This is a genomic window from Thioclava sp. 'Guangxiensis' (assembly GCF_045348365.1).
Classification (GTDB): domain Bacteria; phylum Pseudomonadota; class Alphaproteobacteria; order Rhodobacterales; family Rhodobacteraceae; genus Thioclava; species Thioclava kandeliae.
In genome coordinates, this window is record NZ_CP155824.1 from 217501 (window position 1) to 242249 (window position 24749).

22 protein-coding genes, 1 tRNA gene and 2 rRNA genes are annotated in these 24749 nt (G+C 60.7%); 4 read left to right on the forward strand and 21 right to left on the reverse strand.

Going from position 1 to position 24749, the window contains the following annotated elements:
- The first annotated feature begins 280 nt into the window (after positions 1 to 280).
- The 3 genes from ABEB22_RS18285 to ABEB22_RS18295 all read left to right on the forward strand — a co-directional run bounded on the left by ABEB22_RS18285 (position 281) and on the right by ABEB22_RS18295 (position 3439).
- Positions 281 to 3111: ribosomal RNA gene (locus tag ABEB22_RS18285) — 23S ribosomal RNA — on the forward strand.
- 78 nt (positions 3112 to 3189) lie between these two features.
- Positions 3190 to 3304: ribosomal RNA gene (gene rrf, locus ABEB22_RS18290) — 5S ribosomal RNA — on the forward strand.
- Positions 3305 to 3362: 58 nt separating this feature from the next.
- Positions 3363 to 3439: transfer RNA gene (locus tag ABEB22_RS18295), tRNA-Met, on the forward strand.
- A 333-nt stretch (positions 3440 to 3772) separates the two neighbouring features.
- Here ABEB22_RS18295 and ABEB22_RS18300 read toward each other — a convergent pair.
- The 3 genes from ABEB22_RS18300 to ABEB22_RS18310 are packed head-to-tail and all read right to left on the reverse strand — an operon-like array spanning position 3773 to position 6709.
- Positions 3773 to 3955 carry a hypothetical protein gene (locus ABEB22_RS18300; RefSeq protein ID WP_349295225.1) on the reverse strand — a complete coding sequence of 61 codons (183 nt, stop codon included), beginning with the start codon at positions 3953 to 3955 and terminating at the stop codon, positions 3773 to 3775.
- Between the two features lie 13 nt (positions 3956 to 3968).
- The gene (locus tag ABEB22_RS18305; protein WP_349295226.1) at positions 3969 to 4712 is read right to left on the reverse strand and encodes a hypothetical protein; all 744 of its coding nucleotides are present in this window, start codon (positions 4710 to 4712) and stop codon (positions 3969 to 3971) included.
- Positions 4703 to 6709 carry a hypothetical protein gene (locus tag ABEB22_RS18310; protein WP_406871210.1) on the reverse strand — a complete coding sequence of 669 codons (2007 nt, stop codon included), beginning with the start codon at positions 6707 to 6709 and terminating at the stop codon, positions 4703 to 4705. The genes ABEB22_RS18305 and ABEB22_RS18310 overlap by 10 nt, the downstream gene beginning before the upstream one ends.
- 151 nt (positions 6710 to 6860) lie before the next feature.
- Between ABEB22_RS18310 and ABEB22_RS18315 the strand changes: the two genes are divergently transcribed.
- On the forward strand, positions 6861 to 7907 hold the full coding sequence (locus ABEB22_RS18315) for a DUF2971 domain-containing protein (RefSeq protein ID WP_349295228.1): 1047 nt from the start codon (positions 6861 to 6863) through the stop codon (positions 7905 to 7907).
- Positions 7908 to 7967: 60 nt separating this feature from the next.
- On the opposite strand, the gene ABEB22_RS18320 is transcribed toward ABEB22_RS18315, so the two are convergent.
- The 18 genes from ABEB22_RS18320 to ABEB22_RS18405 all read right to left on the reverse strand — a co-directional run bounded on the left by ABEB22_RS18320 (position 7968) and on the right by ABEB22_RS18405 (position 24746).
- On the reverse strand, positions 7968 to 11453 hold the full coding sequence (locus ABEB22_RS18320; protein ID WP_349295229.1) for a host specificity factor TipJ family phage tail protein: 3486 nt from the start codon (positions 11451 to 11453) through the stop codon (positions 7968 to 7970).
- On the reverse strand, positions 11440 to 11865 hold the full coding sequence (locus ABEB22_RS18325) for an NlpC/P60 family protein (RefSeq protein WP_349295230.1): 426 nt from the start codon (positions 11863 to 11865) through the stop codon (positions 11440 to 11442). Before ABEB22_RS18325 ends, ABEB22_RS18320 begins: the two co-directional genes overlap by 14 nt.
- Entirely contained in the window at positions 11862 to 12392 is a 531-nt protein-coding gene (locus ABEB22_RS18330; protein ID WP_349295231.1) for a hypothetical protein, read from the reverse strand. Before ABEB22_RS18330 ends, ABEB22_RS18325 begins: the two co-directional genes overlap by 4 nt.
- On the reverse strand, positions 12389 to 12808 hold the full coding sequence (locus ABEB22_RS18335) for a hypothetical protein (protein ID WP_349295232.1): 420 nt from the start codon (positions 12806 to 12808) through the stop codon (positions 12389 to 12391). Before ABEB22_RS18335 ends, ABEB22_RS18330 begins: the two co-directional genes overlap by 4 nt.
- Positions 12805 to 16680 carry a phage tail tip lysozyme gene (locus ABEB22_RS18340; RefSeq protein ID WP_349295233.1) on the reverse strand — a complete coding sequence of 1292 codons (3876 nt, stop codon included), beginning with the start codon at positions 16678 to 16680 and terminating at the stop codon, positions 12805 to 12807. Before ABEB22_RS18340 ends, ABEB22_RS18335 begins: the two co-directional genes overlap by 4 nt.
- A complete protein-coding gene (locus ABEB22_RS18345) occupies positions 16680 to 17009 on the reverse strand; it encodes a DUF1799 domain-containing protein (RefSeq protein ID WP_349295234.1) in 330 nt (109 codons plus the stop codon). Before ABEB22_RS18345 ends, ABEB22_RS18340 begins: the two co-directional genes overlap by 1 nt.
- Before the next feature lie 32 nt (positions 17010 to 17041).
- Positions 17042 to 17416, reverse strand: a complete 375-nt coding sequence (locus tag ABEB22_RS18350; protein WP_349295235.1) for a hypothetical protein — start codon at positions 17414 to 17416, stop codon at positions 17042 to 17044.
- An 11-nt stretch (positions 17417 to 17427) separates the two neighbouring features.
- Positions 17428 to 17682 carry a hypothetical protein gene (locus ABEB22_RS18355; protein ID WP_349295236.1) on the reverse strand — a complete coding sequence of 85 codons (255 nt, stop codon included), beginning with the start codon at positions 17680 to 17682 and terminating at the stop codon, positions 17428 to 17430.
- A 169-nt stretch (positions 17683 to 17851) separates the two neighbouring features.
- Positions 17852 to 18781, reverse strand: coding sequence for a phage tail tube protein (locus ABEB22_RS18360; protein WP_349295237.1), 930 nt, complete (start codon positions 18779 to 18781; stop codon positions 17852 to 17854).
- Positions 18782 to 18783: 2 nt separating this feature from the next.
- Positions 18784 to 18954, reverse strand: coding sequence for a hypothetical protein (locus ABEB22_RS18365; RefSeq protein ID WP_349295238.1), 171 nt, complete (start codon positions 18952 to 18954; stop codon positions 18784 to 18786).
- Positions 18951 to 19385, reverse strand: coding sequence for a hypothetical protein (locus ABEB22_RS18370; RefSeq protein ID WP_349295239.1), 435 nt, complete (start codon positions 19383 to 19385; stop codon positions 18951 to 18953). The genes ABEB22_RS18365 and ABEB22_RS18370 overlap by 4 nt, the downstream gene beginning before the upstream one ends.
- Positions 19385 to 19888 (reverse strand): phage virion morphogenesis protein, encoded by a 504-nt coding sequence (locus ABEB22_RS18375; protein WP_349295240.1) that lies wholly within the window; start codon positions 19886 to 19888, stop codon positions 19385 to 19387. Before ABEB22_RS18375 ends, ABEB22_RS18370 begins: the two co-directional genes overlap by 1 nt.
- A gap of 1 nt (position 19889) precedes the next feature.
- Positions 19890 to 20321: a DUF1320 domain-containing protein gene (locus ABEB22_RS18380; protein WP_349295241.1), complete on the reverse strand. Its 432-nt coding sequence runs from the start codon at positions 20319 to 20321 to the stop codon at positions 19890 to 19892.
- A gap of 5 nt (positions 20322 to 20326) precedes the next feature.
- Positions 20327 to 20803 (reverse strand): hypothetical protein, encoded by a 477-nt coding sequence (locus ABEB22_RS18385; protein WP_349295242.1) that lies wholly within the window; start codon positions 20801 to 20803, stop codon positions 20327 to 20329.
- Between the two features lie 78 nt (positions 20804 to 20881).
- Positions 20882 to 21778, reverse strand: a complete 897-nt coding sequence (locus ABEB22_RS18390) for a Mu-like prophage major head subunit gpT family protein (protein ID WP_349295243.1) — start codon at positions 21776 to 21778, stop codon at positions 20882 to 20884.
- 11 nt (positions 21779 to 21789) lie between these two features.
- Positions 21790 to 22179 (reverse strand): hypothetical protein, encoded by a 390-nt coding sequence (locus tag ABEB22_RS18395; RefSeq protein ID WP_349295244.1) that lies wholly within the window; start codon positions 22177 to 22179, stop codon positions 21790 to 21792.
- 1 nt (position 22180) lies between these two features.
- Entirely contained in the window at positions 22181 to 23188 is a 1008-nt protein-coding gene (locus ABEB22_RS18400; RefSeq protein WP_349295245.1) for a phage protease, read from the reverse strand.
- Positions 23189 to 23411: 223 nt separating this feature from the next.
- Complete coding sequence (locus ABEB22_RS18405) at positions 23412 to 24746, reverse strand: phage minor head protein (RefSeq protein WP_349295246.1); 1335 nt, start codon at positions 24744 to 24746, stop codon at positions 23412 to 23414.
- Positions 24747 to 24749: the final 3 nt, after the last annotated feature.

Genomic DNA, 24749 nt, shown 5'->3' on the forward strand with positions numbered 1-24749 from the left:
CGCAAGAAACCAGAAAATGGCCTAGATCCAATCAGATCAGCAAGACGTTCAGTTTGAACGGTTTGCTCGTCCGATTGGACGGTTTGATATCGTATATAGAGATGAAATTAAACATCAGCATCGTGGGTCGCCCAAGTACGGGTGACAGCAGTTTGATCTGCAAGCAACGATGTTGTTCAAGTCAAGTACACTAACCAATGTTGATGATCTTTCGGGATCGTCAGCGGGATATAGTATGCATGCTTTTGATACAGGAAGAAGTCTATCTTCTTCTGGATCAAATCAAGCGCGAGAAGGGCGTTTGGTGGATGCCTTGGCAGTAAGAGGCGATGAAGGACGTGATACTCTGCGATAAGCCATGGGGAGCTGAGAATAAGCTTTGATCCATGGATCTCCGAATGGGGAAACCCACCTGAATGTTCGTTGTAATTACTTCGGTAGCTTACAACTTGCATAACCAGGGACTTATTACCTGAATACATAGGGTTTTAAGAGCGAACCCGGGGAACTGAAACATCTAAGTACCCGGAGGAAAGGAAATCAATATGATACTCCGCTAGTAGTGGCGAGCGAACGCGGATCAGCCGAGCCTTGAGAGTGAGTAGAATGGTCTGGAATGTCCAGCAATATGGGTGATAGCCCCGTATACGAAGCTCAACGGGACGAATTAAGTAGGGCGGGACACGTGAAATCCTGTCTGAAGATCGGAGGACCACCTTCGAAGGCTAAGTACTCCTTACTGACCGATAGCGAACCAGTACCGTGAGGGAAAGGTGAAAAGCACCCCGACGAGGGGAGTGAAACAGTTTCTGAAACCGGACGCCTACAAGCAGTCGGAGGAGCCTCGAGCTCTGACGGCGTACCTTTTGTATAATGGGTCAACGACTTGGTCTTACGAGCAAGCTTAAGCCGATAGGTGTAGGCGCAGCGAAAGCGAGTCTTAACAGGGCGTCGAGTTCGTGGGATCAGACCCGAAACCGAGTGATCTAGCCATGTGCAGGATGAAGGTTGGGTAACACCAACTGGAGGTCCGAACCGACACCCGTTGAAAAGGGTCCGGATGACGTGTGGCTAGGGGTGAAAGGCCAATCAAACTCGGAGATAGCTGGTTCTCCGCGAAAGCTATTTAGGTAGCGCGTCGATTGTATTCTCCCGGGGGTAGAGCACTGCATGGATGATGGGGGCCCACAGCCTTACTGAGTCTAAGCAAACTCCGAATACCGGGAAGAACTGATCGGCAGACACACGGCGGGTGCTAACGTCCGTCGTGGAGAGGGAAACAACCCTGACCAACAGCTAAGGCCCCCAATTCGTGGCTAAGTGGGAAAGCATGTGGGACTTCCAAAACAACCAGGAGGTTGGCTTAGAAGCAGCCATCCTTTAAAGATAGCGTAACAGCTCACTGGTCTAGTTAAGAGGTCCTGCGGCGAAGATGTAACGGGGCTCAAGCCACGAGCCGAAGCTTTGGATGCACTGTGAAGTGCGTGGTAGCGGAGCGTTCTGTGATATAGAACGCTGCCTCCTTATCTCCTTCGGGAGTATTGGAGGCAATGTTCTGACTGTGAAGCCGGGCTGTAAGGCATCCGGTGGAGTGATCAGAAGTGAGAATGTTGACATGAGTAGCGACAAACAGGGTGAGAGACCCTGTCGCCGAAAGTCCAAGGGTTCCTGCTTAAAGCTAATCTGAGCAGGGTAAGCCGGCCCCTAAGGCGAGGCCGAAAGGCGTAGTCGATGGGAACCAGGTTAATATTCCTGGGCCGTGAGATGGTGACGGATCTGAACCGTTGTTCGACCTTATCGGATTGGTCGGGCAGCCTACAGGTCCCTGGAAATAGCCTCTCTATAAGACCGTACCCGAAACCGACACAGGTGGACTGGTAGAGAATACCAAGGCGCTTGAGAGAACCACGTTTAAGGAACTCGGCAAAATGCCTCCGTAAGTTCGCGAGAAGGAGGCCCCATCTGTAGGCAACTATAGGTGGGGGGCACAAACTAGGGGGTGGCGACTGTTTACTTAAAACACAGGGCTGTGCGAAGCCGTAAGGCGACGTATACAGTCTGACGCCTGCCCGGTGCCGGAAGGTTAAAAGGAGGGGTGCAAGCTCTGAATTGAAGCCCCGGTAAACGGCGGCCGTAACTATAACGGTCCTAAGGTAGCGAAATTCCTTGTCGGGTAAGTTCCGACCTGCACGAATGGCGTAACGATCTCCCCGCTGTCTCAAACGTGGACTCAGCGAAATTGAACTGTGTGTCAAGATGCACACTACCCGCGGTTAGACGGAAAGACCCCATGAACCTTTACTACAGCTTCACACTGGCATCAGGATTGTGATGTGCAGGATAGGTGGTAGCCTTTGAAGCCGGAACGCTAGTTCCGGTGGAGGCATCCTTGAGATACCACCCTTCGCACTCTTGATGTCTAACCGCGGTCCGTTATCCGGATCCGGGACCCTGTGTGGCGGGTAGTTTGACTGGGGCGGTCGCCTCCCAAAGAGTAACGGAGGCGCGCGAAGGTGGGCTCAGACCGGTCGGAAATCGGTCGTTGAGTGCAATGGCAAAAGCCTGCCTGACTGCGAGACTGACAAGTCGAGCAGAGACGAAAGTCGGCCATAGTGATCCGGTGGTCCCAAGTGGGAGGGCCATCGCTCAACGGATAAAAGGTACTCTGGGGATAACAGGCTGATGGTGCCCAAGAGTCCATATCGACGGCACCGTTTGGCACCTCGATGTCGGCTCATCTCATCCTGGGGCTGGAGCAGGTCCCAAGGGTACGGCTGTTCGCCGTTTAAAGAGGTACGTGAGCTGGGTTTAGAACGTCGTGAGACAGTTCGGTCCCTATCTGCCGTGGGTGTAGGATACTTGAGAAGAGTTGCCCCTAGTACGAGAGGACCGGGGTGAACGGACCACTGGTGGACCAGTTATCGTGCCAACGGTAGTGCTGGGTAGCTATGTCCGGACAGGATAACCGCTGAAAGCATCTAAGCGGGAAGCCCCCTTCAAAACTAGGTATCCCTTGAGGGCCGTGGAAGACCACCACGTCGATAGGCTGGAGATGTAAGTGCAGTAATGCATTCAGTTGACCAGTACTAATTGCCCGATTGGCTTGATTTGATCCAGTAGTAGACAGACACTCCTACAGATCAAAATCATGCATACGAACACAACTTGACTTGGACGCTCTTTATTCGGTTTGGTGGTCATAGCGCTGGCTATACACCCGGTCCCATTCCGAACCCGGCCGTTAAGGGCCAACACGCCAATGGTACTGCGTCTCAAGACGTGGGAGAGTAGGTCACCGCCAAACCTAATAAAGAGCGTCAATCATCTCTATAACGATACCCCCCCAATCAGACACATCCTTACGCGGGATGGAGCAGCCCGGTAGCTCGTCAGGCTCATAACCTGAAGGTCGTAGGTTCAAATCCTACTCCCGCAACCAAATAAAAAGCCGTCTCATCAGAGGCGGCTTCGCGCATTCTTGACACAGCAAAAATAGAACGGAAAATCCGCTCAGAAGAGCGAATGAAGACGGGCATCAAGAGCCTCCGCCTGCAAAATCTCCAGACGCACAGGCAATGTCAGCACCTCACCACGCAAGGATGAAGGCAAACGCGCAGCGTCCTTCTCTGTAGCGCGACACTGACTTTTTCAGTCTGGGACACGGATAATTGCAGCAAACGATTTTTGATAAGGAGGCCATTAAGCGCGAGTCTAATGAGGCGACGAATTGTGCCTCGCCGCCCTAGATGTTGCTGTTAGGGCAACCCAGCGATCAGTTCGCCCAAACAAGCCTGCCCTGATCGGAGAGACGCGCCTTGCTCCGCTCATATTCGTGCATAATCTCGTCGTCCGTCAGCGCATGATCGAACACCTTTATCCGGCGCACTTTTAGCGTTCTCACAGAAGCACTTTTCGCAACATCCGAAAGCGCCGGTTTTTCACTGCAATCTGCCATGACTTGAGCCCCTTCAGTTCGGCCAAACGAGCTTACGCTGTTCGGTGAACAATGCCTTGCTGCGTTCACGTTGAAGCCAGATTTCATCATCAGCCATGCCGCGTTCATACAGCAGCACTTCGCTGACGTTCACATAAGCCGCCGATGACCAAGTAGAGTAAACGCCAGCCCCAATCCCGAGATTATTCGCGCCGATCACTCGGTTGGCGTAATCGTAGGCGGCACTGTCTTTCTTGCTCAAAACCCCGCCTGCGCTATCGAAGAGCGACATAGTGGAGCCCGTCAGACGCATAGCGGCCCAGATGAGCCCGCTCCCGTCATAATCGTTATCACTGACGTTTTGCGTATTGGCGTTCGCCGAGCCATTCCAGCGGTGCGCATTGCTCCCGACCCGACCAGAGGTCGGAGATCCGGCCTTCAGCATAATGCCGCCCGGCGCCGCGCTGTCATAGTTCCCGATCAGAGGCGTTGCAGCCGCACCGCCTGACAGCGAGAACACCACGATTGCCGTCAGCTCTTTGGGGTCGGGGATATTAAGGCGATACCCGTTGGCGTTGTTGACGATAACGCCTTGGCTATCGAACGACGGCGCGCCGATAGCGGTCAGCGTAACGCCGCTATTGGCAAGGTTCTCCATGCTGTCGGCGCTGTCACGCGGACGAATGGCCAGAAGCAACCCCTCGCGGTTATAGATCGGTGCGACCGGAAGGCCGATATTCGGGGCGGCAAACCCGCCCAAGCTCATGACTACGCCCATTGCTGGATCTCCTCGTCGCTGATGACTGAATAGTTGTGGAGCGGCACCACCACGGCCCCGCTCGTTGTGTAGGTGTCGCCGGTTCCCGCCTCGTCGCAGAGATTGCCGCGTGGCCCATCGATGCGCCCAGAGGTCGCAGGATCACCATCGCGGCCCCATGCATATGTCAGGCGGTCGCCTTCCTGCAGATCGCCGGTCAGGGTGACGCGGATTGTGTCCACGCCCGTGATGTCCACCGTGTCGATGATGTCGCGCAGGGCGCCGTCCGCATCGCGGATATCGAACCCGTAATTGACCGCCTCGGTGACACGGGTCGTGTCGAATTGCAGCGAGCCGGTCGGCACATGATATTGCTGGGTGATCGTCCGCCCCTGCGCGATCGTCGTGACAGGGTGCAGGGGCGCCCAGAAGCCCTGTCGAGCAAATGAGTCAGCGGCCCGACCATAGTAAAGCCCAAGCATCCGGTAGCTGTCATTCGTCAGGTGCAGGCTGTCCGTGTAAAAATCGAACATATAGATCGGGCAAGCCATCAGGAGGCCATCTTCCTGCGCCACCTTCAGCTGCGCGAGCGCGATATGTGGATCAACCCCGTAAACGCGGTTGGCCGCCGTCTGATAGATCAAGCATTTCGGGGCGAATGATTGCCCGAAGCTGGCCTTTGCATCGAACGCCATGCTTGCCACCATCTGGCGCAACCGGCTTTCATAGAGGGCGGGATTGGTCTCGACCGCAGTATCCTGCTCGCCTTGGGTAAAACCCCAGAACCACAGGGAGGCCGTTTCCCCTGCCGCCTCTGCCAGACCTTTCAATGCTGCCATTTGTGTAGGAAGCGCTGCGTAGTTGGTGCTGCCCTTCGACAGGTTGAAAATCTCGCGCCCCGCTTTGCCAGGAACGGTCCCGACATAAGCATAGGAACCCGCAGCATAGCCCGGATCAAGCGCCGAGAGGTGATCGGTCAAGCCGGACATGAGCGTCTCGCCATTATCGCCATAATCCGCCTCGATCAGGGGCACCAATCCGCTCAGATCTGCGACCTCACCCCGCAATCCTTGCGTGAACATAAGGTTGCGATAAGCCTGCGCAGTCGTCAGCGCGGGCTGACCGCGCGCGCCGATTGAGAGCGACTGGCCGTAGCTGATAATCATGCGAAGGGTCGTCGCGACAAGGTCAGCGGGAGGCTGTACGAATTTACCAACCTTCCTGACAACCGATGCCTCAAGGCTGCGCACCCGCTTATGCAGCTCTACCAGATCGAGCATGTTGCGCTCAGCATCCATGAACGCCAGAGACTTGGCCTCCATTTCAGAGGCGATCTCCAGACCCCCAAGAAGAATACCGCCCTGTTCGGTCAACCCGAAGAGCTGGCGCCCGAGACGGTCATGGACGATACGGTCCTTCAAGAGCGCATCCACGATCGCGTGGACATCCCCGAAGCGCCAAGACAGGTCGGGCCAGATCTCGCCGATCACGCGGCCAAGGCCATCGGTAAACTGCCCGGACTCGGACGTATCGCCCGCCGTATTCTTGGGGCTATGCAGACCCAGAGCGAAGGGATTATTTTCCTCGAGCCAGGATAGAACGGTGCGCTCAACGACCGTCATCATGACCTTCTCGACGCTATCGGTGATCGTATCGGCCGATTGGGTCCCAGTATGGTTGGCGCGGTTCTTGGCCGCTAGAATTTCTGCGGCCTGAACTGCATTTGTTGGCAGATCACCAATACGGGCCCAATTACCTTCATCGGCCACCCCATCCTTACGGTAGATCCCGTTGATGGCATCAGTATCGCCCCAAACCGACGCTAACGTCCCATCCGCTGGGCTTAAGTCAGCCTGAAGCTCGGCATAGGTGGCATATGCTACGCCTCCGAGCTTCTGCCAGATCGCAGCGGCGATCAAATCGAACGGCACGCGGGTGGTAGATCCAAAGCGGTTGCCTAAAATATCGTCCAGCATCGCGCCAACCGGCACACCCGTCGTTTCAACCCCACTTGCCACTGCACATCTCCATCTAGCCGGACAAGCTGATGTTGCATGCAGGGATACGAAAATGCCCCCTGAACTGATTAAGTGACAAACAGTATTGAACAATCAACGCCGAGGCGATCTTGTATATCTAATTCAATAGGCTTGGAGATTGGGGGAAGGCATGCGTAAATTTATCAACCGGGTGTTCCGAGAAAAACGCGTCTCGGCATCTTTCGATTCAAGGCAATCGACTAACTCTCAACCAGCCAATCAATCCCATGAGACAGGAGCCGAATGGATGTATCGCGAGATGGGCTCGCTTACGCCGGACCGCATTTATCATTATACTTCGTCTGCGAGCCTCATTTCGATAATTTCACGTCATGAGCTGTGGTTAAGTGATGCCACCTTCTTAAATGATAAAGAGGAAATCATTTTAGGGCGAGAGCTAGCTCGCGATCGCCTTCAGATCGCTTTAGCTGAAGAGAAAATACCCAAGGTCGCGGAGATGCTAAAGCGCACAATTTCGATCTTCGAAGAAAGGTTGCCTCCTCAGGTCTACATTGCCTGTTTTTCTTTCGAAGCTGACGACCTCAGTCAATGGCGCGCTTATGGTGGCACCGAAGCTCCAGTAGCAATTGAGTTCAATCGTAGCCCATTGATGTTGGGAAATGTGGTTGATGGTATAATTGATCGCGTTCGATATACCGATCACGACCAGAAAGCCTGCTTTGATGAAACTGTAGCAAAATATATTTCAACCTGTCACAGGGATATTGAAGCAGCTCTTCAGGCAAAACCGGGACAGTTACCAGTAGACGTCGATAGAGAGCTTCCACTGATGGCGGCAAATCTTTACCACGACATCTGGCAACAAGTGGTTCTTTGTAAACATCAGGCTTTTGCCGCAGAGCGCGAGATCCGCTACGTCTATACAGATCATAAGCCCGTCGCTGACGAACTGCTTCCAGATACTTATCGCCAAGAAGTGAAGCCGCTTTTCCGGTCTCGCGCAGGTCGTATTGTTCCCTTTCTAAAGATAAAAATGCTTCCCCTGCATCCGCCTAGGAGGGAAGACGAACCACGTAAGTTGCCCATCCGATCAGTGAAAATTGGTCCGACACCTGAGCCAGATTTAATTGAACGCGGCGTTCGTATGCTTTTGGATGCGAATGGGTATAATGATGTAGAAATCACCCACTCTAGCGTACCGTTTCGCTCTGGGTAATTACCTCAGAATTCGCGTACTTGCGAAAGTCGAATATTCAGAGGCAATGCCTGAGTTTACCTAAACGATCTCGACCACAAACGGCCCAGAAACCGCCCCCGGCACGAGATCGTCGTTCAACGGCTCCAGCCAGATGTAATGGGTGCCGATATCGAGACAGGCATCGGTCTCCAGATAGGCAGTCAGGTCCAGCACCTGACCATCGAACCCAGTATCGGCGCGCAGGATCAGCTGGTCATTGCCCGTCACCGCTTGCAGCCGGAACGCATAAGCTCCATCGGCGGTGATCGCATCGGTAAGGCGATCAGACCCACCCGTTAAACCCGCTGTTAAACTGCCCGCAACAAGGTCGCTGACGGTCAGGCTGATACGGTAGAACTTACCGCTCTGGGCAGAAAATGCCTGACCGATATCCCCCGTCAGACCCGCCGCATGCACGGCCGCCCCGCCTTGAACCGTCCAGCCCTCATCTGCTGTCCAGGCGGTCTCGTCGTCGAAACCGGTATCGGTCACGAGGTTTGATCGATTGGTGTCGCCGATGGTGAAACTCACGCTCTGCATCGGGCTGACGGCATAGGGCTCGCCCACCGCATCGGCCTCGCGATCGAGTGTCGAGGACAGCGAGCGATAGATCTGGATGGCGGTTGTAGCCGTGTCGGGGCCGGTCGCCAGCTGAATGAGGACCCCGCCCAGAAGGGTGGTGATGCTGATCGCTTCGGCATCCAGCTCGGTCGGAATGGCCGCGTCATCGCCGCCGACCTCGATCGTGATGATCGCCGTCGGCGCACTTTCCACGCCCGCAGCCGAGACGGATGTCGCGCGGATCTCGACCAGATCGCCGGTCGCATAAACGGTGAGGCTGCCCCCGCCATTGGCTACGGGGATCTGCTCGGCAGCCCATTCGGTCGCACCGGAGAGGCGATGCTCGACGATGAATTCACTGGCAGGCATATTGTCGGGATCGGCCTGCAGGAGGTAATCGATCTGGCCTGCCGTGCCGGTGCCGTCGATCCCGCTGGTGATGGCCGTGAAGCGCGGGGTTCCGGGGGCGAGCGCGCTGGCCCCGATCTCGTCGCCTGCGCGGCCACTCCATGCGGGGATCTCGTCTGCCGCTAGAAGCTGGTCGATCTCGGGAGCCTCATCGACCATATGCAGGATCTCGGCATTCTCCTCGCCGCGCTCGATACCGCGCACGATCATCGGCAGGCTTTCGGATGAGGCCCGACCGAAGAGGATCACGTCACCGCCCTGCGGCACCACTCCGTCGCCCTTCAAGATCAAGGCCGTCGTCTCGCCTGCGACCGTGCGCAGCTGCCGGATGATCGAGGTGCCGATCGTATCGGGTTCCTGACCGTCGGGCCGGTCCTCGAAGGTGCGAAAGCGGATCACATAGTCCTGACCGTCTTCCATGAGGACGCTCTGATCCAGTTCGATCATCTGGCCGATGACATCGAGGACGCGAGCGGAGGCCTGCACGCTGTCGAGAACATAGTGGCTCAGCACTACCTTGTCGCCGCGCGTCGCCACACGGATCGGGCCGTCCTGTGTCGCCTGATAGGCATCGCAGCGATAGATTGCCTCGTACTGGCGGCGGCGGGCCTCGCGCCAGATGATCGCCGGATCGGTGATGCCGGGCAGATCCAGCGCCTCAGTCAGCGTGATCTCGCCCTCATAGCCCGGCCAGCGCACCACGCGCTCGGCATCCTCGTAATTGTTCGTCTCATCCTGAAACCGCACCCTGAAGGCGTGGGGATGCGCGATATAGCTGCGGGTGGCACGGAAGCCCGAGCTGTTCTGGGGATCGAGGTGATCGACAATCAGATCCTGCGGCCAATCGACGGTGACGCCCCATTTCACGCCATCATGGCGGGGGGTGGCGCGGCCGGCGGCGGTGATCTCGGTCAGAACGTCGCGCAAGGAGGTGCCTGCCTCGTCAAAGACCTTGTTGAAGCTCAACCCGTTTTCGCTGCAGAAGGCATGCCAGTCCTGCAGCTGGTCGAGATCGATCCCGACATCGCTGACCGCCTTCGGATTGGCGGGCGATTGCAGGGCGTAACGGTAGAGCGAGGCCGGATTGCTGGTGGCCCGCTCAATCCATGTGCCGGTCGCCGCATCCCAATCGGGGCAGATCCGCTTGCCGATGACGCTGAGATTGTCGAGAGCACCCGAGAGCTGATGCGTGGCCTTGATCCTGACCGCGACCAGCGCCAGGGGGCGCGGATAGGCCAGCGGGTATTCGGGCCGCAGGGTCTGCAGGGCGGCCCAGCTAGTGCGCCTTTGGACAGAGTTCTTGGTGCTCTCAGCCGTCAGCATGGTCAGGCGTACCTGCCAGCGCCCACGGCTCGGAAACTCCCATGTGTGCTGACGAAAGAACGCCTCCAGCTTCTTGCCCGAGATCTTCAGCGTCGTGACCTCCTGCCATTCCTCGCCATCGACGGGTCGCTGCTCGATCAGGACAGACACCGACTCGCTGCGCGACTCTCCCTCATCGTTGATTCGGATCATGCCGGACGGGAACGCCAGAATGACCGACGCGCCGCTGGCATCGGCTCCGGTGGTGCGCACGACAGGCGTCTCAATACTGGGATTGACCGTGTGCTTTTTCACGGTCGTTATCCCGCCCTCGGTCTCCTCTGGTGGATCGAAATACCCATCGGGATAGTCCGCAATAAACTCCTCCCATGATCCCCATGCCGGGTCCCAATCCGTCTCATAGCTGACTTCGACCAACTCGCCGCGTTCGTCGCGCCGCAGAGGACGCGTCAGCTCGACACTGATTGCTTCTTCGGCGATCTGCTGGGGAAAGAGGCTCAGGACGGTGTCGCCCTCGACACCTTCGCGCGTCTCCACCTCGACGCTGGTATAATCGCTGATCGACGTCTCGCCGATCTTGATGTCATCGATCTGGATCCGGCCTTCGCCGAGCGCGAACATCGCGCGGATATACTGCCAGTCCCCGACGATCTCGGTATAGCTCAGCGCGCCGAAGGGCGGCGCATAGCGCACGGTCCCCATGAGGATCGGCACAGCGCCATTGGGTTCGGCACGGTTGCGGAAGCCCGAGATCGTATAGCGGTTCTGGGCCTCGCGGTCCTCAGGCTTGACCGGCGGGATCAAGGCGTTGATCAGCATATTGCCGACGAGGCTGACGCCCGCCGCGACAAGACCACTCCAGGCGCTGGCGCCAAGCCCGAATGTGCCCGCCAGGGCGGGTGCAAAATACGCCCCGATGGCAATGGCCGCGACGGCCACGACGATGCTGAGGACCGCTTTAAGTGCCCCTTTGCCCGCAATCAGGCGGATCACCACGCGCACGCCGGGCTTCGGGCGCAGCTGCGCCCACATTGACCGGTACAGCACCATCGCGCCCTTGGCCGTGACCAATGTAACGCGCACCTGCGCGAGATCCGCCTCTGGCAGCGTCGGCAAGGCCACCTTGACGATCTCGGCAACGCTCAGCCCTTCCAGCACCTCCATCTCGATGCGGCGGGTGCCGGGGTCGAGATGAGAGGCGGCAAGAACCGGAATGGTATTAGGCTTGGTCATCGGAGGTCTCTTTTCCCAGCCAATGGAATTCGCCGATGAGGCGGCGCGACCACGGGCCTGTGCTATAGCGTTCGACTTTGGAGCGGTCATCTCCGACCATATGCAGCATCACGCCCGGGCGGATCACGAGGCCCAGATGCGAAGCGAACTGGCCCTGCCGGAAGACGGCGATATCGAAGGGGCGCGGCGGGCCGATCCTCTGGGCCCAGAGCGGCGAGGATGCGGCCCCGTCGATCAGCGCCGAGATCTCGCTCTGCTCATCGACAGAGGCATAGCGGCCCAGATAATCCGGCAGGTCGACCCCCAGCTCGCAGGCATAGACGATACAGGCCAGGCCCCAACAATCCGCACCCTCCAGATCACGGCCAAAGGCAGCATAGGGGATGCCGATATAGGCGTTCGACCAGCTCACAGATGCAGCCCCGGAAACCGGTCGCGGGTCATGCGCCCCGCCGGAAACGGCTCCAGCTCGATCTCGTCGCGGCTGAGCGAGAGCTGGATCTCGGTCTCAGTGATATCGGCGCTGAGGAGTTCAAGGCCCAGATATTCGGCCTCGATCACATCGGGCGTCTGCGCCAGCACCACAGCGATATTGACCGTGGCGGGCGTGCGGAAGCTGCGCAGGAGCCGCGTCATCTCGATATCGAGGTTTTCCAATACGACCTGAGCCGCTGCTGGCGCGTCTTCCTGATCCGAGGGCAGAAGCGCCGAGGCCACGATCCAGAGATAGGGATCACTTGCAGGATCCGCGCCGCGCCATGTCGATCGGGTGCCATAGACATCCGGATCCTCGGAGATCAGATCGGCATTGTCGGTCGAGAGGCGGATTGGCCCCTCTTCGAGATCGGGATGGGTCACCTCGAAGAGGACGACAAAGACCTCGCCGCCGAGATCTTCGGCATCGAGCGCCATGCGGGCATTGAGCGAGAGCTTTCTCATCGGATCACCTGAAGGGAAAAAGTCATACGGAATTCGCGACCGATGATGGTTTCGGTCGGGAGCTGGTCACCCCAGGCGCAAAGCCATTGCCGCGCGACCAGGAGCGGCACCCCATCGCCGGTCTGAAGGGGCGTTCCATCAGAAGACAGAAGCGGCCAGCCGTCAGATGTCGGATCCGGCATCCAGAAGCGGTCCGCACCGAAGAGGCACTCCTCCTCGAAGAACCGATCGAACACGGCTTTTTCGCTCCGGCTCAGCATCACCGACAGGGTCACCAGCTGCGTGCTGCGCGACAGCTTGCGGCGATAGCGGACGGGTCCCGCATCGCCCTGCGATTTGCGCCGGCCATCCTGATAGCTGCGTTGCCAGCTGTTGCGCTCCGGGCGTGGCAACTCCGTGGGCCATGTAGCGATCATCCGCGGCTCCTCGTGGCGGGCTTCATATTATATCGCGCCTGCATGCTGCGCCCGAAGGGATTGCCCGGCTGGGAGGCAGCGGCGGCCATCTGGCGGCCGATGGTCATCGTCACCTGCGGCTGGCCACGGCTATCGGTGCTCTGTTGGGCCTCGACCGGCTCGCTGCCATAGTTGTTCACGGTCATCTGGAGGGGGCCGGCATAGCCAGCAGAACCGCCTGCAGCCCCCGCCGTTTCCGAGGGCATAAAGGGGGCGTTTATCGCCGAGACATAGCCACCCGTCTGGAAGCCGCGCAGGGTGCCGCGCCGCATGGCTTCGAGCGTCTTCGGCCCGATGCGACGGGTCGCGGCGGCATCAAATACGAACTCCTGTTCATGGACCACGCCCGCCACGCGGTTCGGATCGGAACCACCGGTCTCGCCACCCACCTTGAAGCCCGGAAGGCCGAAGGCCCCGCCGACAATGCCCACGAGCGATGAAAGTAGATCGCCACTGCCGCCGGTGATGCTGCCCCCTTGAAACGCGCCAGAGAGCGCCTGACCGAAAGAGCCGAAGCCTTGGCCCAGCTCGCCCAGCGAAAGGCCCGCCGTGCCCGTGGATTGCGTGAACTTTGAGAGCGCATCTTCGGCGGCCCCCAGCCGGTCCCCCCAACCAAGCGCGCCTGCCGGATTGGCGGCACTCCACCCTTGCGGGCGCTCGAAACCGGTGAAGGCGGCGGTGGCATCGGTCACATTTGTCGAAGCCTTCAGACGCTCCAGAACGCCGCTTTCCGAGGTCAGGAGCTCCTTCCAGACATAATCGAGCTGGCCATTGATGTTGCCCAACCCCCCGAGACCGCCCACTGACGACAGAAGGCCCGCGCCACGATCCGCATGGTGCTGGAAAAGACCGAAGGACGTACCGCCATCGCCGATCGCGAGCGGGTTCAAAGCGCTCTCGGCCGAGGCATTGCCCACGATCGCTGCGACCTGATGCGGCGCGAGCCCCTTAGCCGAGAAATAGTCCCAGATCTGTTGCGCCGTGCCTTCCTTGCCGCCCGGCAAGCCGTTGGCATTGGCCGCAAGGCCGGTCTCCATACTGCTTGCGGCGAAGGACATCGCATTGCCATTGATGCTGACCGTGCTGGCATGGACCTGCATGGAAGGCGTCTGGACAGCAGAGGCTTCCATGGCCGTAACCGACGGATCTGTCGCGCCGGTCAGACGGGCAAAGACGCCTTTCAGGCCGCCCACATCGTCGAAGGTCGCGTAATCGCTGCCGAAGAAGGCGTTCTTCAACGGGTTCTTGATGCCCAGTTCCGAGACCGTGCCGAGGATATCCTCCGCGAGGCTCTCGAACGCGCCGCCGGCATCGCCATCCATGAGCTTATCGACGATCCCGTCCACTGCGTTCTCGCCCGCAGATCTGATATCGTTCCAGGCATCAATCTGCTTTTGCAGCTCGCGGGTTTCGGTCGCATAGGCGCTGGCGCGATCGCGGATCTGCTGGGCCTCGGCGCTGTTTCGATCGAGACGCAGCGCTGTGATCTTCTGCTCGGCCTCTGCCATGGCCAGAGCGCGTTGACGAACCGGCTCCGATTGCCCGATCAGTGCCGCCTCCAACCGCAGCATCTGCAGTTTTTCTTCCTGCCCGCGCAGGTAATCGCGCACCGATTGGGTCTGATTGGCACGGCGATCGATCTCGATGGCCTGGGCCTGTGCCGTGCGCAGCCCCTCGATCACCGCCAGAAGACGGGTCTTTTCCTCACCTTCCGCCGCTGCGGCAGCCGCCACCAGCGGGCGCAGGGTCAGTTCGTTTTCGAGTAGGCGATTGGCATCCTCCGAGGTGATCGCGCCGCTGGCCACCTGTGCCTGAAGCTGCGCGCGCAACTCGGTTTCCGCCTGAAGGTCTTTGGCCTGCGTTTGGGCTTGCGCGATGGCCGCGTCGATCTCGCGCGCACGGGCGGCTGCGACGCGGGCCTGACGCTCGGTCTCCGAGATCTCCTCGCCGGTCAGCTCCAGAAGCGTGCGGCGGGCCTGCAGATCGGCGCGGGTCAGCGGGTTGCGTTCCTGCGCCAGCTGGATATCGATCCGCGCCAGTTCGTTCTCGCGCTCGCGGCGGGTGTTGAGGGCCTCGATCTGGGACGTGGTGCTGGCAATCGCAGCCGCGATCCGGGCGCTTTGTTCATCCGAGAGACCCGGGGCCTCTGCGCCAGCCTGCAAGGCCGCGAGCTCGTTCTCGAGCTTTTGCCGACGCAGCGCCCCCGAGTTCACGCCCGCCTCATCGGCAATGGCCAGCGCCGCCGCGCCGCGCTGTTCGGCGGCCCGTTCTTCCTGCTGGCGGGCCAGCTCATCGGCTTCCGCCTGCAGCTCGGCAAGCTGCTTTTGGGCGTCCTCGATCGAGGGCAGACCCTGACGGGACCGCTGGCGGGCGGATGCGTTCCGCGTGCGCTCCAAAGTGGTCTGGGCATCGGCGATCCGCTCATCGAGCGAGGGACCATCCACGATGCGGTCAACGGACGCGCCGATCCACTCGAAGGCGTTGCTGGCCCCCGAAGAAACGGCCTGCCATGCGCGGCCGAGCGCGGTGGTCGCATCCGTTGCCTCGACCAGACGGTCGGGCAAGGCGTCAAGCAAGACGGCCTGCGCCTCGGCCAGTTTGTTCTGCGCCGTGAGATTGCGGGCACGTTCGGCGGTGGCCCCGTCGATCAGCCCGTATTTGGAATAGAGTTCGTCTGCCGCCCTCGCCGGATCGGCGAACATCTCCGCCAGCGCATCACCGGCCTTGCTGGCATCGATCCCCATCGTCGCCGCGAAATCCTTCGAGAGCCCGATCAGCTCGTCGAAATTATCCGCGCCGATGCGGCCCGTGCGCAGAAACTGCGCCTGCATCGCCCGGGCCGAGGAGACCGAGATCCCCGCCGAGGCCGCGCCCGCGCGTGCCGCCGCATCGAGTTCGGAGGCGCTGCCCGTCATGGCAAGGCCGACACCACGGCTCGCGGTCTCCACCTCCTTCGTCGATTTAAGATAGCTGTTATAGGCCAGCCCCAAAGTGAGGACCGACCCAGCCGCGAGCCCCATACCGATGCGCATGGGCGTCATGGCGCGTGTCAGGGCGCGGAAGGTATTGCCGACCCCGCCATAGATCTGGGTGATCTGCGGGCCTTGCTGCAACAGCACCTGCTGGGGCGGCATGCCCAGCAGAAGGGTCTGGAAGACATCGTTGAGCTGATAGGTCAGGTTGCGGGCTTCATGCGCCTGCAGCTTCATCGCACCGGCATGGCCCCGGGCTGCGGCCGTGACAGGGGCCATGCGGGAGGCAGCCTCCTCACGGGCCTGCGCGGCCTCGCGGGCGTTGATCGCGCCGATCTTCTCGTCGGCGGCGATCTCTTCGAGACGTTTCTCATACTCTTTACTGGCCGCAAACAGCGGATTGTAGCCCGCGCGGATCGCATCCATCTCGGCGCGGTAAAGCGCACTTTCCTGACGGGTGGCCACGACTTCCGCGCCAAGACCGCGCAGCGCTTCCTTCTGGGAAGTGGTTGCGGCGACATAGGCCCGCTGGCTTGCCGCCTCTGCCGTGGAATTGGCCGTGATACCGGAGAGATTTGCAGGCAGTGCGCGGGCGACCGTTTGCGGCGTGGCACCGGCTGCGCGGGTCGCGCGGTCGCGGGCTTCCTGTTCGGCGGCGGCCAGCTGGCGGGCCGCTTCCGCCGCTGCCCGCGTGGCAGCCGTCTCGCGTTCAAGGGCTTTGGTATGGGTGTCGAGATCCTTGGCACTGGCACCGGCTGCGGCACCAACCGACGTGATGTCCTTGCGGGCCTCGGCGGAGGCAGCTTTCAGCTGCGCTCCGTCGCCCTCGAACCGCATAGACATCACGAAGGGATTGGCCATCAACTTCTCTCTGCAAAGGTCGCAAGCGCCGCGCGCTCCATCTCCTGCAGATCAGCGAAGACCTCGTCTTCAAACTTCAGCCTACGCATCACTACATCTACAGCGATATAATCGAGGCCAAGGTAGGAAATGCCCCCTGAACTACTTGAGAGCCGCCATTGGGTCTCGCAAGAAAGCCAGGCATTCAACGCGCTCCAGTTCTCGGGCCAGATCTGGAAAGCGTCCTCTTCCCGGGGCACATGGTCGGGAAGATCGAGGCCCATGTTCCGGAAATCGGCTAGAACCTCGTCGTCGGGTGTGGCGGCCACGCGGTCATCTGCGCGGCCCATCCGGTGCAGCGCCCATCCGCGCGCAGCCTCGGTCAGTTTCCCAGGCGGGCCTCCTGACCGGAGAGGCTGTCGGCATAGGCGGAATAGACGCCCGTGCGGAACCAGCTCATCTGCAAGGCCGCGCCCAGCATCTCCTCGGAGAAGGGCACGGACGTTCCCTCTTCATCGAGCACATCGTCCCAGCCTTTGACCACCGCCTTCAGCTCGGAATGCTCATGATCGGCGCGTTCCTTGGGGGTGTCCAATTTGGACAGGGCTTCCTGAGACGCGATGGCCGCGTCGCGGCCCTTCGGCTCGAAGAGAACCTTTAGCTGCTGCTCGGCGATCTTGCCGGGGTTTTGCGGGTCGGGCATGCGCACGGTCACAGGCCACCAGTAGCGCACGGTCTTTGCGAGGGTGAATTTCACGGGGGTCTCCTTCAGAGGGGGTGTGGCAGTTCGGGGCAGCGCACAAACCGCCCGTCGAGGAACTCGGAGGCCGGTCGGGCCCAGAGCGGATGCTCGCCCTCGGCGCTCAGGGCGTAAAGGATGGCGGGGCCCGCATTGGCTTCCAGAAAGCAATGCCCGAACACGCTATATTCAGCGCCGCTTTTAAGATGCTGCCAGCGCGAGCCCTGCGGGGCGCGTTCCGCGACCTGCGCCATCTCGATCGACATCATATCCGGTGATTTCACGGCTATGTCTCCTATGGGGATTTCGTGGCGACTTCGGCGCGGAATGCGCCGCTGCAGGGTATGGCTCGGGGAGCGTCCCTGACCGACAAACCCGCCGCCAAGGCTGTCGGGGGCTGTGACTGGATCCCGAGCTACCAAGGGTCCACTCACAGCACGACGGGGAGGTAGCTTAGCGGATGGTCAGGACAAGCTCGTCCAGACCGTTTTCCGGACAAAGCATCAGCGGCAACGAATAGTTGACCACGCCATCGGTCTGGCCCTGTGTCGGGCGGCCCAGCTCGACCTTCGGCGCGGCGATCTCGACGATATTGCCCGCCGTCTTGCCATGGACAAACGACAGGACCCCACGGGCGCGCGTGAGCGCGATATCGAACCAGTTGACGGTGGCCAGATCGCGGGCCTCGACCACAGCCGTGCCGGTCAGGCTGCGATCGGTAATCGCCATCACCTCGTCGCCGATCAGGAAGCGCGGGGTCAGCGTATTGCCAAGATCCACGCTCAGGCTCTCGGCCACCGCAGCCCAGCCATGGAGCGACATCACCGAATTGGCTTTCGACACGACCAGCGGCGTCATCCATTGCGTCATCGACACCGCAGGCATGGTGCCGATATCGGTGATGGTGCCGATCAGACCCTGATAGGTGAAGCGGAAGCGCGGGATGCCCTTCGGGGTAAAGGTCATCGTCATCGTGGCGCGACCGCCCACCAGAACGTGCTGGACCTTGTCCGAGATGAAATAGAGCGAGCCGCTTTCCTGCCCGTCTTCGATGATGCTGTATTCGACCGAAGTATCGGGCGTGATGGTTTCCGAGAGGCCGCAGACCCGCAAAAGCGAGCCATAGGCCGGCGCGGTGCCAGCCGCACCGGAGCCCGCAATCTCGATGTCGAATTCCAGACGGCCATAGAGCCCCGCCAGAATGACACCCTGATTGCCCATATAAGGCAGGATCAGGTCGCGGCTGACCTCTTCGCCTTCCAGAGGCGTGAAGGTCACATTCGAGCCGATCAGCGCGTCGGCAGCCACAGGGGCTGCATCGACGCCATAGTCGGTTTCGATCTTGTGTAGAATGGCGAGCTTGCGCCAGCGGCGGATAGCCATGATCAGGGTCCTTCCTTCTTACCGGCAGTGGTCTCGGCCACCGCATCGGTGGGGGATGCCGCCTCGGCTGCATCCGCCTGTTGCGTCGCCACGGGCGTCAATGCCCCCGTGGCCTTATTCCGAACGAACCGACCGCCGGTCGTCGGGCGCGAAATGGTCTTCGACTTCGTCATGCGGTGCCTCTCAGCTGGTCTTCGATTGCAAACTGGATTTCGTAGACCTGAATGCCGTCCACGAAATGGATGAGCTCGGCGGCCGTCAGGTAGAAAACGCCCACCGTGTCCTCATTGGGCTCCCAGCCGATCAGAGCGGCGGCGACCTCGTCGATCAGGTCCTCGGCCTCATCGAGGCCACGCTCGCCGAGCCGGTCGAGGGAGGTGACAAAGAGCGCGACAGAGACGCGCTTCAGAACGCCCTGTCGATAGGCCCCCGTCATCACATCCGGCATCTGGCCACGGGTGCCCAGAGGAAGGACATAGGCCGACGCGCCCATCGCGGGCTTGGCCCCCGATTTGAGGAGCGCAGCCAGATCGGCCGAGCCGCGCACGCGCTGACGCAAAGCCGGTACTTCTTGTTTCAGACGGTCAATGACGGCGCTCAGCATCAGCTATTTCCTGTAATTTGGGTGAGGTAGATTTGGACAAGACTTGCGATCTTGCTCTGATCGTCTCGGGAGACGCCAAGGTAAGGGCGTGCCGGGATGTCGCCGAAGGGCAAGGGCTTGGACTGCTTTTCCCCATCGGGGCCAAAATGCTCCCACCGCCCGAAGGCCCCGACTGCCGCGCCCAGCTGATGGACTGCGGAATAGATGACATCGCTACCGACTTCGACGAAGTCTTTGCCCGCCTCGAAATGGATAGAGTCGCGCAACACATGAGACTTCAGAAGAGTCTTTCCGCCTTTGTTTTGAACACGGCGGCTCATGGTCCACTGGACCCCGTCTGGGCCAATGTTTGTATGATCGATGCGGGTCATGGCGGATTTCGTAAGCTGGCCACCAATTGCCGACATAAGCGGCGTGTGGTCATCCATCGCGGCCATGACGCGTTCGAGGGCACTGTCAAAGCCCAGTTCATCACCTGACAGTTGGAGCGTAATCCCTGCCATGTCAGAACCCCCGCAGCCGGTCGCGGGTAAGCATGCGCTCCGGCCCGTCGGTCATGGCCACGCCCGGCGAGGTGACCTCGGGCGGCGTATCACCGGTACCGCCCAGGGCCAGCTCGCCGCGCCCGACCTTTTCGAGGAAAGAGATCGCGGCATCGCGCAGCTTGGTCTGGGCTTCGGTCGCCATGCCGATATTCGAATAAAGCCGGTGGACGGCCAGATCGCGACAAAGCACGGCCAGAATGTGCGGCGGCGTGGTAAGCGGCAGCGTGACCGCCTTTGCGATCCGGCTATCGATCTCGGCCGAGGCGTCATCGAGCGCCGCCTGAAGCCGCGTATCATCGACCTCGTCGGACGCCCCTTCAAAATCGGTCAGCTGGATCAGATCGCGCGGCGGGACACCCGCCTTCAGATCCGCAAGGCTTGCATAGGCCACCGCGCTCAGACCTCCGGTTCGAGGTCAGGCCGCAGCACGAGCATGAACTCGGGATCTGCGATCAGGGCCGCGATCAGCGTCTCGTTCAGCTCGGCCTCGGTCAGCCGGGTCTCGCCATGGTCAAAACGCCGCCCGCCACGACGCCGACCGCCACGCGCATGACAGATGACGATCGCGGCCGGAATATCGGCAGGCACCTCCTCGACGAGCTCCTGAACCGCTTCCGGTACCGGGGCCGTCACGGCGGCTTCTTCCTTCGCCTCTTCTTCGGGCTCGGGCATGGAAGCCTCGGTATCTTCGACCGTCGTAGCCGCTGCCTGTTCAGCCTCACGGGCGGCTTCGGTGTCCGGAGCGCTTTCGTCCTTCACCTCTTCCTTGGCCTCGGCGGTCGATGCGGTCTCGGCCTCGGTCGCCGCGATCATCTCGGGCGTGATGGTCTCGTCGGTCTTGGTGGTTTCGGTCTTCTTGCTGGCGCGTGCCATAATGGTTCTCCTGTCAGCTCATAAAAAGGGCCGGACCTGCCGGCCCTTCGTTGAACAGATTGGCGGACCCGGACGGGATCAGAGCGTGAGACGCCCCTCGACCATCAGATCTGCGGTGTTGCGCCAGATATTGGTGGCACCGGCTGCATTGCGCTCGGCCGTCAGGATCTCGCGCGCCGCGCCCTCATTGGCCGCCGAGACGACCAGCAGCTTGGGCTTGAGGTTCAGCTTGCGCCCGCGATGGCCGGTCATGGCGATCATCGCCTGACGGGCCAGCCCATAGTTTTCCGGCGTCAGCGGCTGGCGGGAGCCATAGGCGAGCTGCCATGCGCCAAAACCTGCCGCACAGCGGCGCTTGGCCCCCCAGAGAAACTCATCACGATGGAAGACATTGTCATCGGTGAGCGAGGTCTTGGGCGTGATCTTGGCCGCCTCGCGATCCTGGAAGATCACCGGCCTGATGACACGGGTATCGTCGATCAGATACCACGCCGCGCCGGTGCCGCCGCCGAAGTTCGAGACCGAGATCTCGTTGCCATCCTTATCGAGGACGGGGTGATCGGTATCGAAGAAGAACTGGCCGTCGTAATGCTTGGTATCGAACCCCTTTTCGAGCTGCTCCCAGCAGAGCTCGTCCGGCAGTTCTGCCGCAGTTTGCCCCATATCGGAGGCAATCGGGGTGTAGATCCCGACCTGATCGTCGGAGATATCGTCCACGCCGACGGCGATGGTCTTCTCGAATTTGCGGTTGCGGATGACGAAGCCGTCGGTTTCCAGACGCTCGATAAAGCGCTCACCAACCCATTCGCGCATCGGGCCCAGCTCGGAGAGCTTGGGATAGACCTGATCGCGCGTCGTCGAATTCACCGTCATGGCGATCCGGCCATAGGTGGTTTCAACGCCGGTCAAACGGGCGTTGAAGGCAGTGGTAATGCCGGTATTGAGTGCGGCCAATGCGGCCTTGGTCACGTCCATGTGCTGTCTCCTCAGCGGATTTCGACGACGACGCCCGCAGGCAGCACGTCGAGCAATTTGCCCGCGACGAGCGTGCCCGCCGCGCCAACGGTATTGTCATCGACCACGAAGACCTCCGTGCCGATATGGGTGCGATCGAGGCTGCCATCATTGGCGACCAGGAACGGCCCGCGTTCGATCTGGGCCGACACGTCACCGGCTGCACCGGTCTCGTTATCGGCTTCCGACAGCGCAACACCGCGCATGACGGTGCCGGTCGGGATGGCGGGAATGGCATCGCCCGAGGCATCGAGCGCGACCATCGACCCCGCATAGATCACGGTGGCAGCGGCCACCGGATCGACGAAGCGTTCGCCCAGACCGACGCGGGTGCGGGGCGTGTTTTTGGCAAGAGCGGTCATGTCAGTTCTCCTTGCGCTCGGCGTTACGTGTGGCGAGGAAGGTTTCCTCGCTCAGCCCCATCTGGCTGCAGATCTGCCGTTCCTCGGCCGAGAGGGCCTGCGGCTTGGGATCGGGCTTGCCCTCGATCACGCGACCACCCGAAAGCACGACGGGCGCGCTCTCGACATAGGACTGGAAGGCCGCGAGGTCCTTGGAGGCGAGCTGGCGGGCCCAGTCTTCCATGCCCGGGGTGATCTTGCCTGCGGCGCGTGCGACCTCGATCGCATCATCGACCTTATTGCCGTCGAGCTCGGTGCGGATCGAGGCGAGCTGGCGCTGGGTGTCCTTGAACATCGCCATCGGCACATATTGCGAGGGATCGGGCGTGGCAGAGGCCTGACCCAGACGGGCGCAGATCTGGCGCACGCTGTCATCGCCCTCGATGCCCGAGGCCTGAATGACCGAAGCCAGCTGGGTTTCGCCGGAAAGAAGCGCGGTGATACGCGCCTCCACGGCATCGGGATCATCGGCCTTGAGGCCGAGCATGCCCGAGATCTTCTCGAACGGGTCCATATCGTTTTCCTTGGAAGCAAGTTGACGGAGTTGGGGGAGCGCTGGCGTGTTCACGAGGCCCGCGCCTTCGATGAGCGTGACCTGACGGGTAAGCCGGTCGGTCTTGAAGACCGGAGAGAGGAAGCGATAGCTGCGATCGGCCAGAGCCGCCCGACCGGCGTCGGTCCATTCGACCGAGGCCATGACGCGCTTGCCTTCCCGCTTCAGGCCGTTGATCCAGCCGGCCGCCCGCGTATCGAAGGGCGCACGGTAGCTGCGGTGATCGAAATCGATCGGCAGCACATTGCCCGGCGCAATCGCCAGGCTGCGGGCAATGACCCCTTCGGGATCATCGAGTGTCATAGTATCTCGGCTGTCGGCCGTCTTGAATGCGCCGACAGGGATCAGCTCGATCCAATCGACCGCTTCAGACGGCAGGGGCGCTAGGGCGCACATATGGCGGTCAAGTTTGCTCATGCAGACCAGATGCCATGCGGGCCGATAAAATCCCCCCCTGAACAACTTTAGACCCTCCGCACGTCATCCGCGCGAAGGGTCAGCCATGGTTAAGGGACAGGGGGTGTTTAAATCCGCCAGAGCGCGTTTAAAAATGGCCTCCTCCGGATTTGGTGACCCGATGCGCGTCAGAGGCAGGACGGGCGCTCTACGGGCGTTTTTCGAGGGGGTCGGTTCGGGAGGGTCAGGGAAGCGTTTCGCCGATCAGGTCGTTGATCAATTCTGCATGCTCTTCATAGAGCTGGCGCAGGCGTTCCGATGGAACAAAGACATAGCGGATTGCGCCCGCGCGCTTAAGCAAAAGCAGGAGTGCCTGCCGGAAGATGGCATTGGCATCGTCCTGGGGCAAAGCCGCGAGCCGTGTCATGTTGCGGTTCATCCGTTCCACAAGCGCCTGCAACAGCTCGACCTCTTCCATGGGCGGGCCCATGATCGCGCGGAAGGCGGGACCGGGCGTGGCGCGGGCCAGAGATCCGCCGCCCGGGGCCACGGTGGTGATCGCGCGTGCGCCGGTGGTCAGCATCAGATGCAGCTCGTCATAGACCAGCGGCGCTTCGGTCAGCTGCAGGGTGATGATCTCGCCGCCCTCCGGCACGGGCAGGTTTTGCGGGAAGGGCTGATCGGGCGTTTCCTTAGGTGCGAAATGCGTCTCGACCGGATCGCCCTTGGCATTGGTGCTGACCGCCACGCGGCGGGCGTCATAGGCATGGCGCACGCGCAGATGCTGGGCCACGCCGCGCAGGCTGGCTTTCGCCTCGGCATCGGCCTCGGGCATCAGACGGTCAACCTGACGCTCCAGATCAAGCCAGGTCGCCCCCGGATTGGAGCTGAAGCCCGGGGTGATGCCCACGGGCACATCGGTCACCTCGCCGGTGCGCGGATTGGTATAAGGCCGGGTTTCGACATCTTCGCCGCGAGACAGAGGAAGGCCGCTTTGTTCAAGCTCTGCCTCCATCATGGGTTGGGCGCGACATCCGCAATAAAACCCGTTCGGCGGGAAAATCTTGAGCCAGATCGGATCATCGATATGGAAGATCTTGTTGGCATAGGCTTCGTGACTGTGGCGCTTCGTCGGGCGTTCGACCTGAAGATATTGCAGGTAGGGAAAGAAAGCCTTGTTCCGCTGCATCTGCGCCCAATGGCCGGCGGCATGGGCCGTCCGCATATTGGTGTCGAATATGGTGCGCAGACGGCGCTGCGATCCGAGCTGCACCTCCTTACGCTCGCCAGTCAGCGGATCGGTCATCTCCGCGCGGCCCCACCAGCCGAGCTCCTGAAGCTTCGGGCGCAGGTTCTTCTGGAAGAACTCCAGCGTCTGGCCGCTATCGAGCGTCTTGTCGAGTTCCTCGCGGATCGTCTTGAGCACATCCATCTGCATGGCCTTGGCCACCACGAAATTACGCGCATGTTCCTCGCGCCAATGATCGAGATGGCTGAAGCGCTGCAGCTCGTCGGCATAGCCTTTCGACCGGAAATAGGCGATGGCCTCGCGGAATTTGAGCGGGCGGAGCTGTTCCATGGT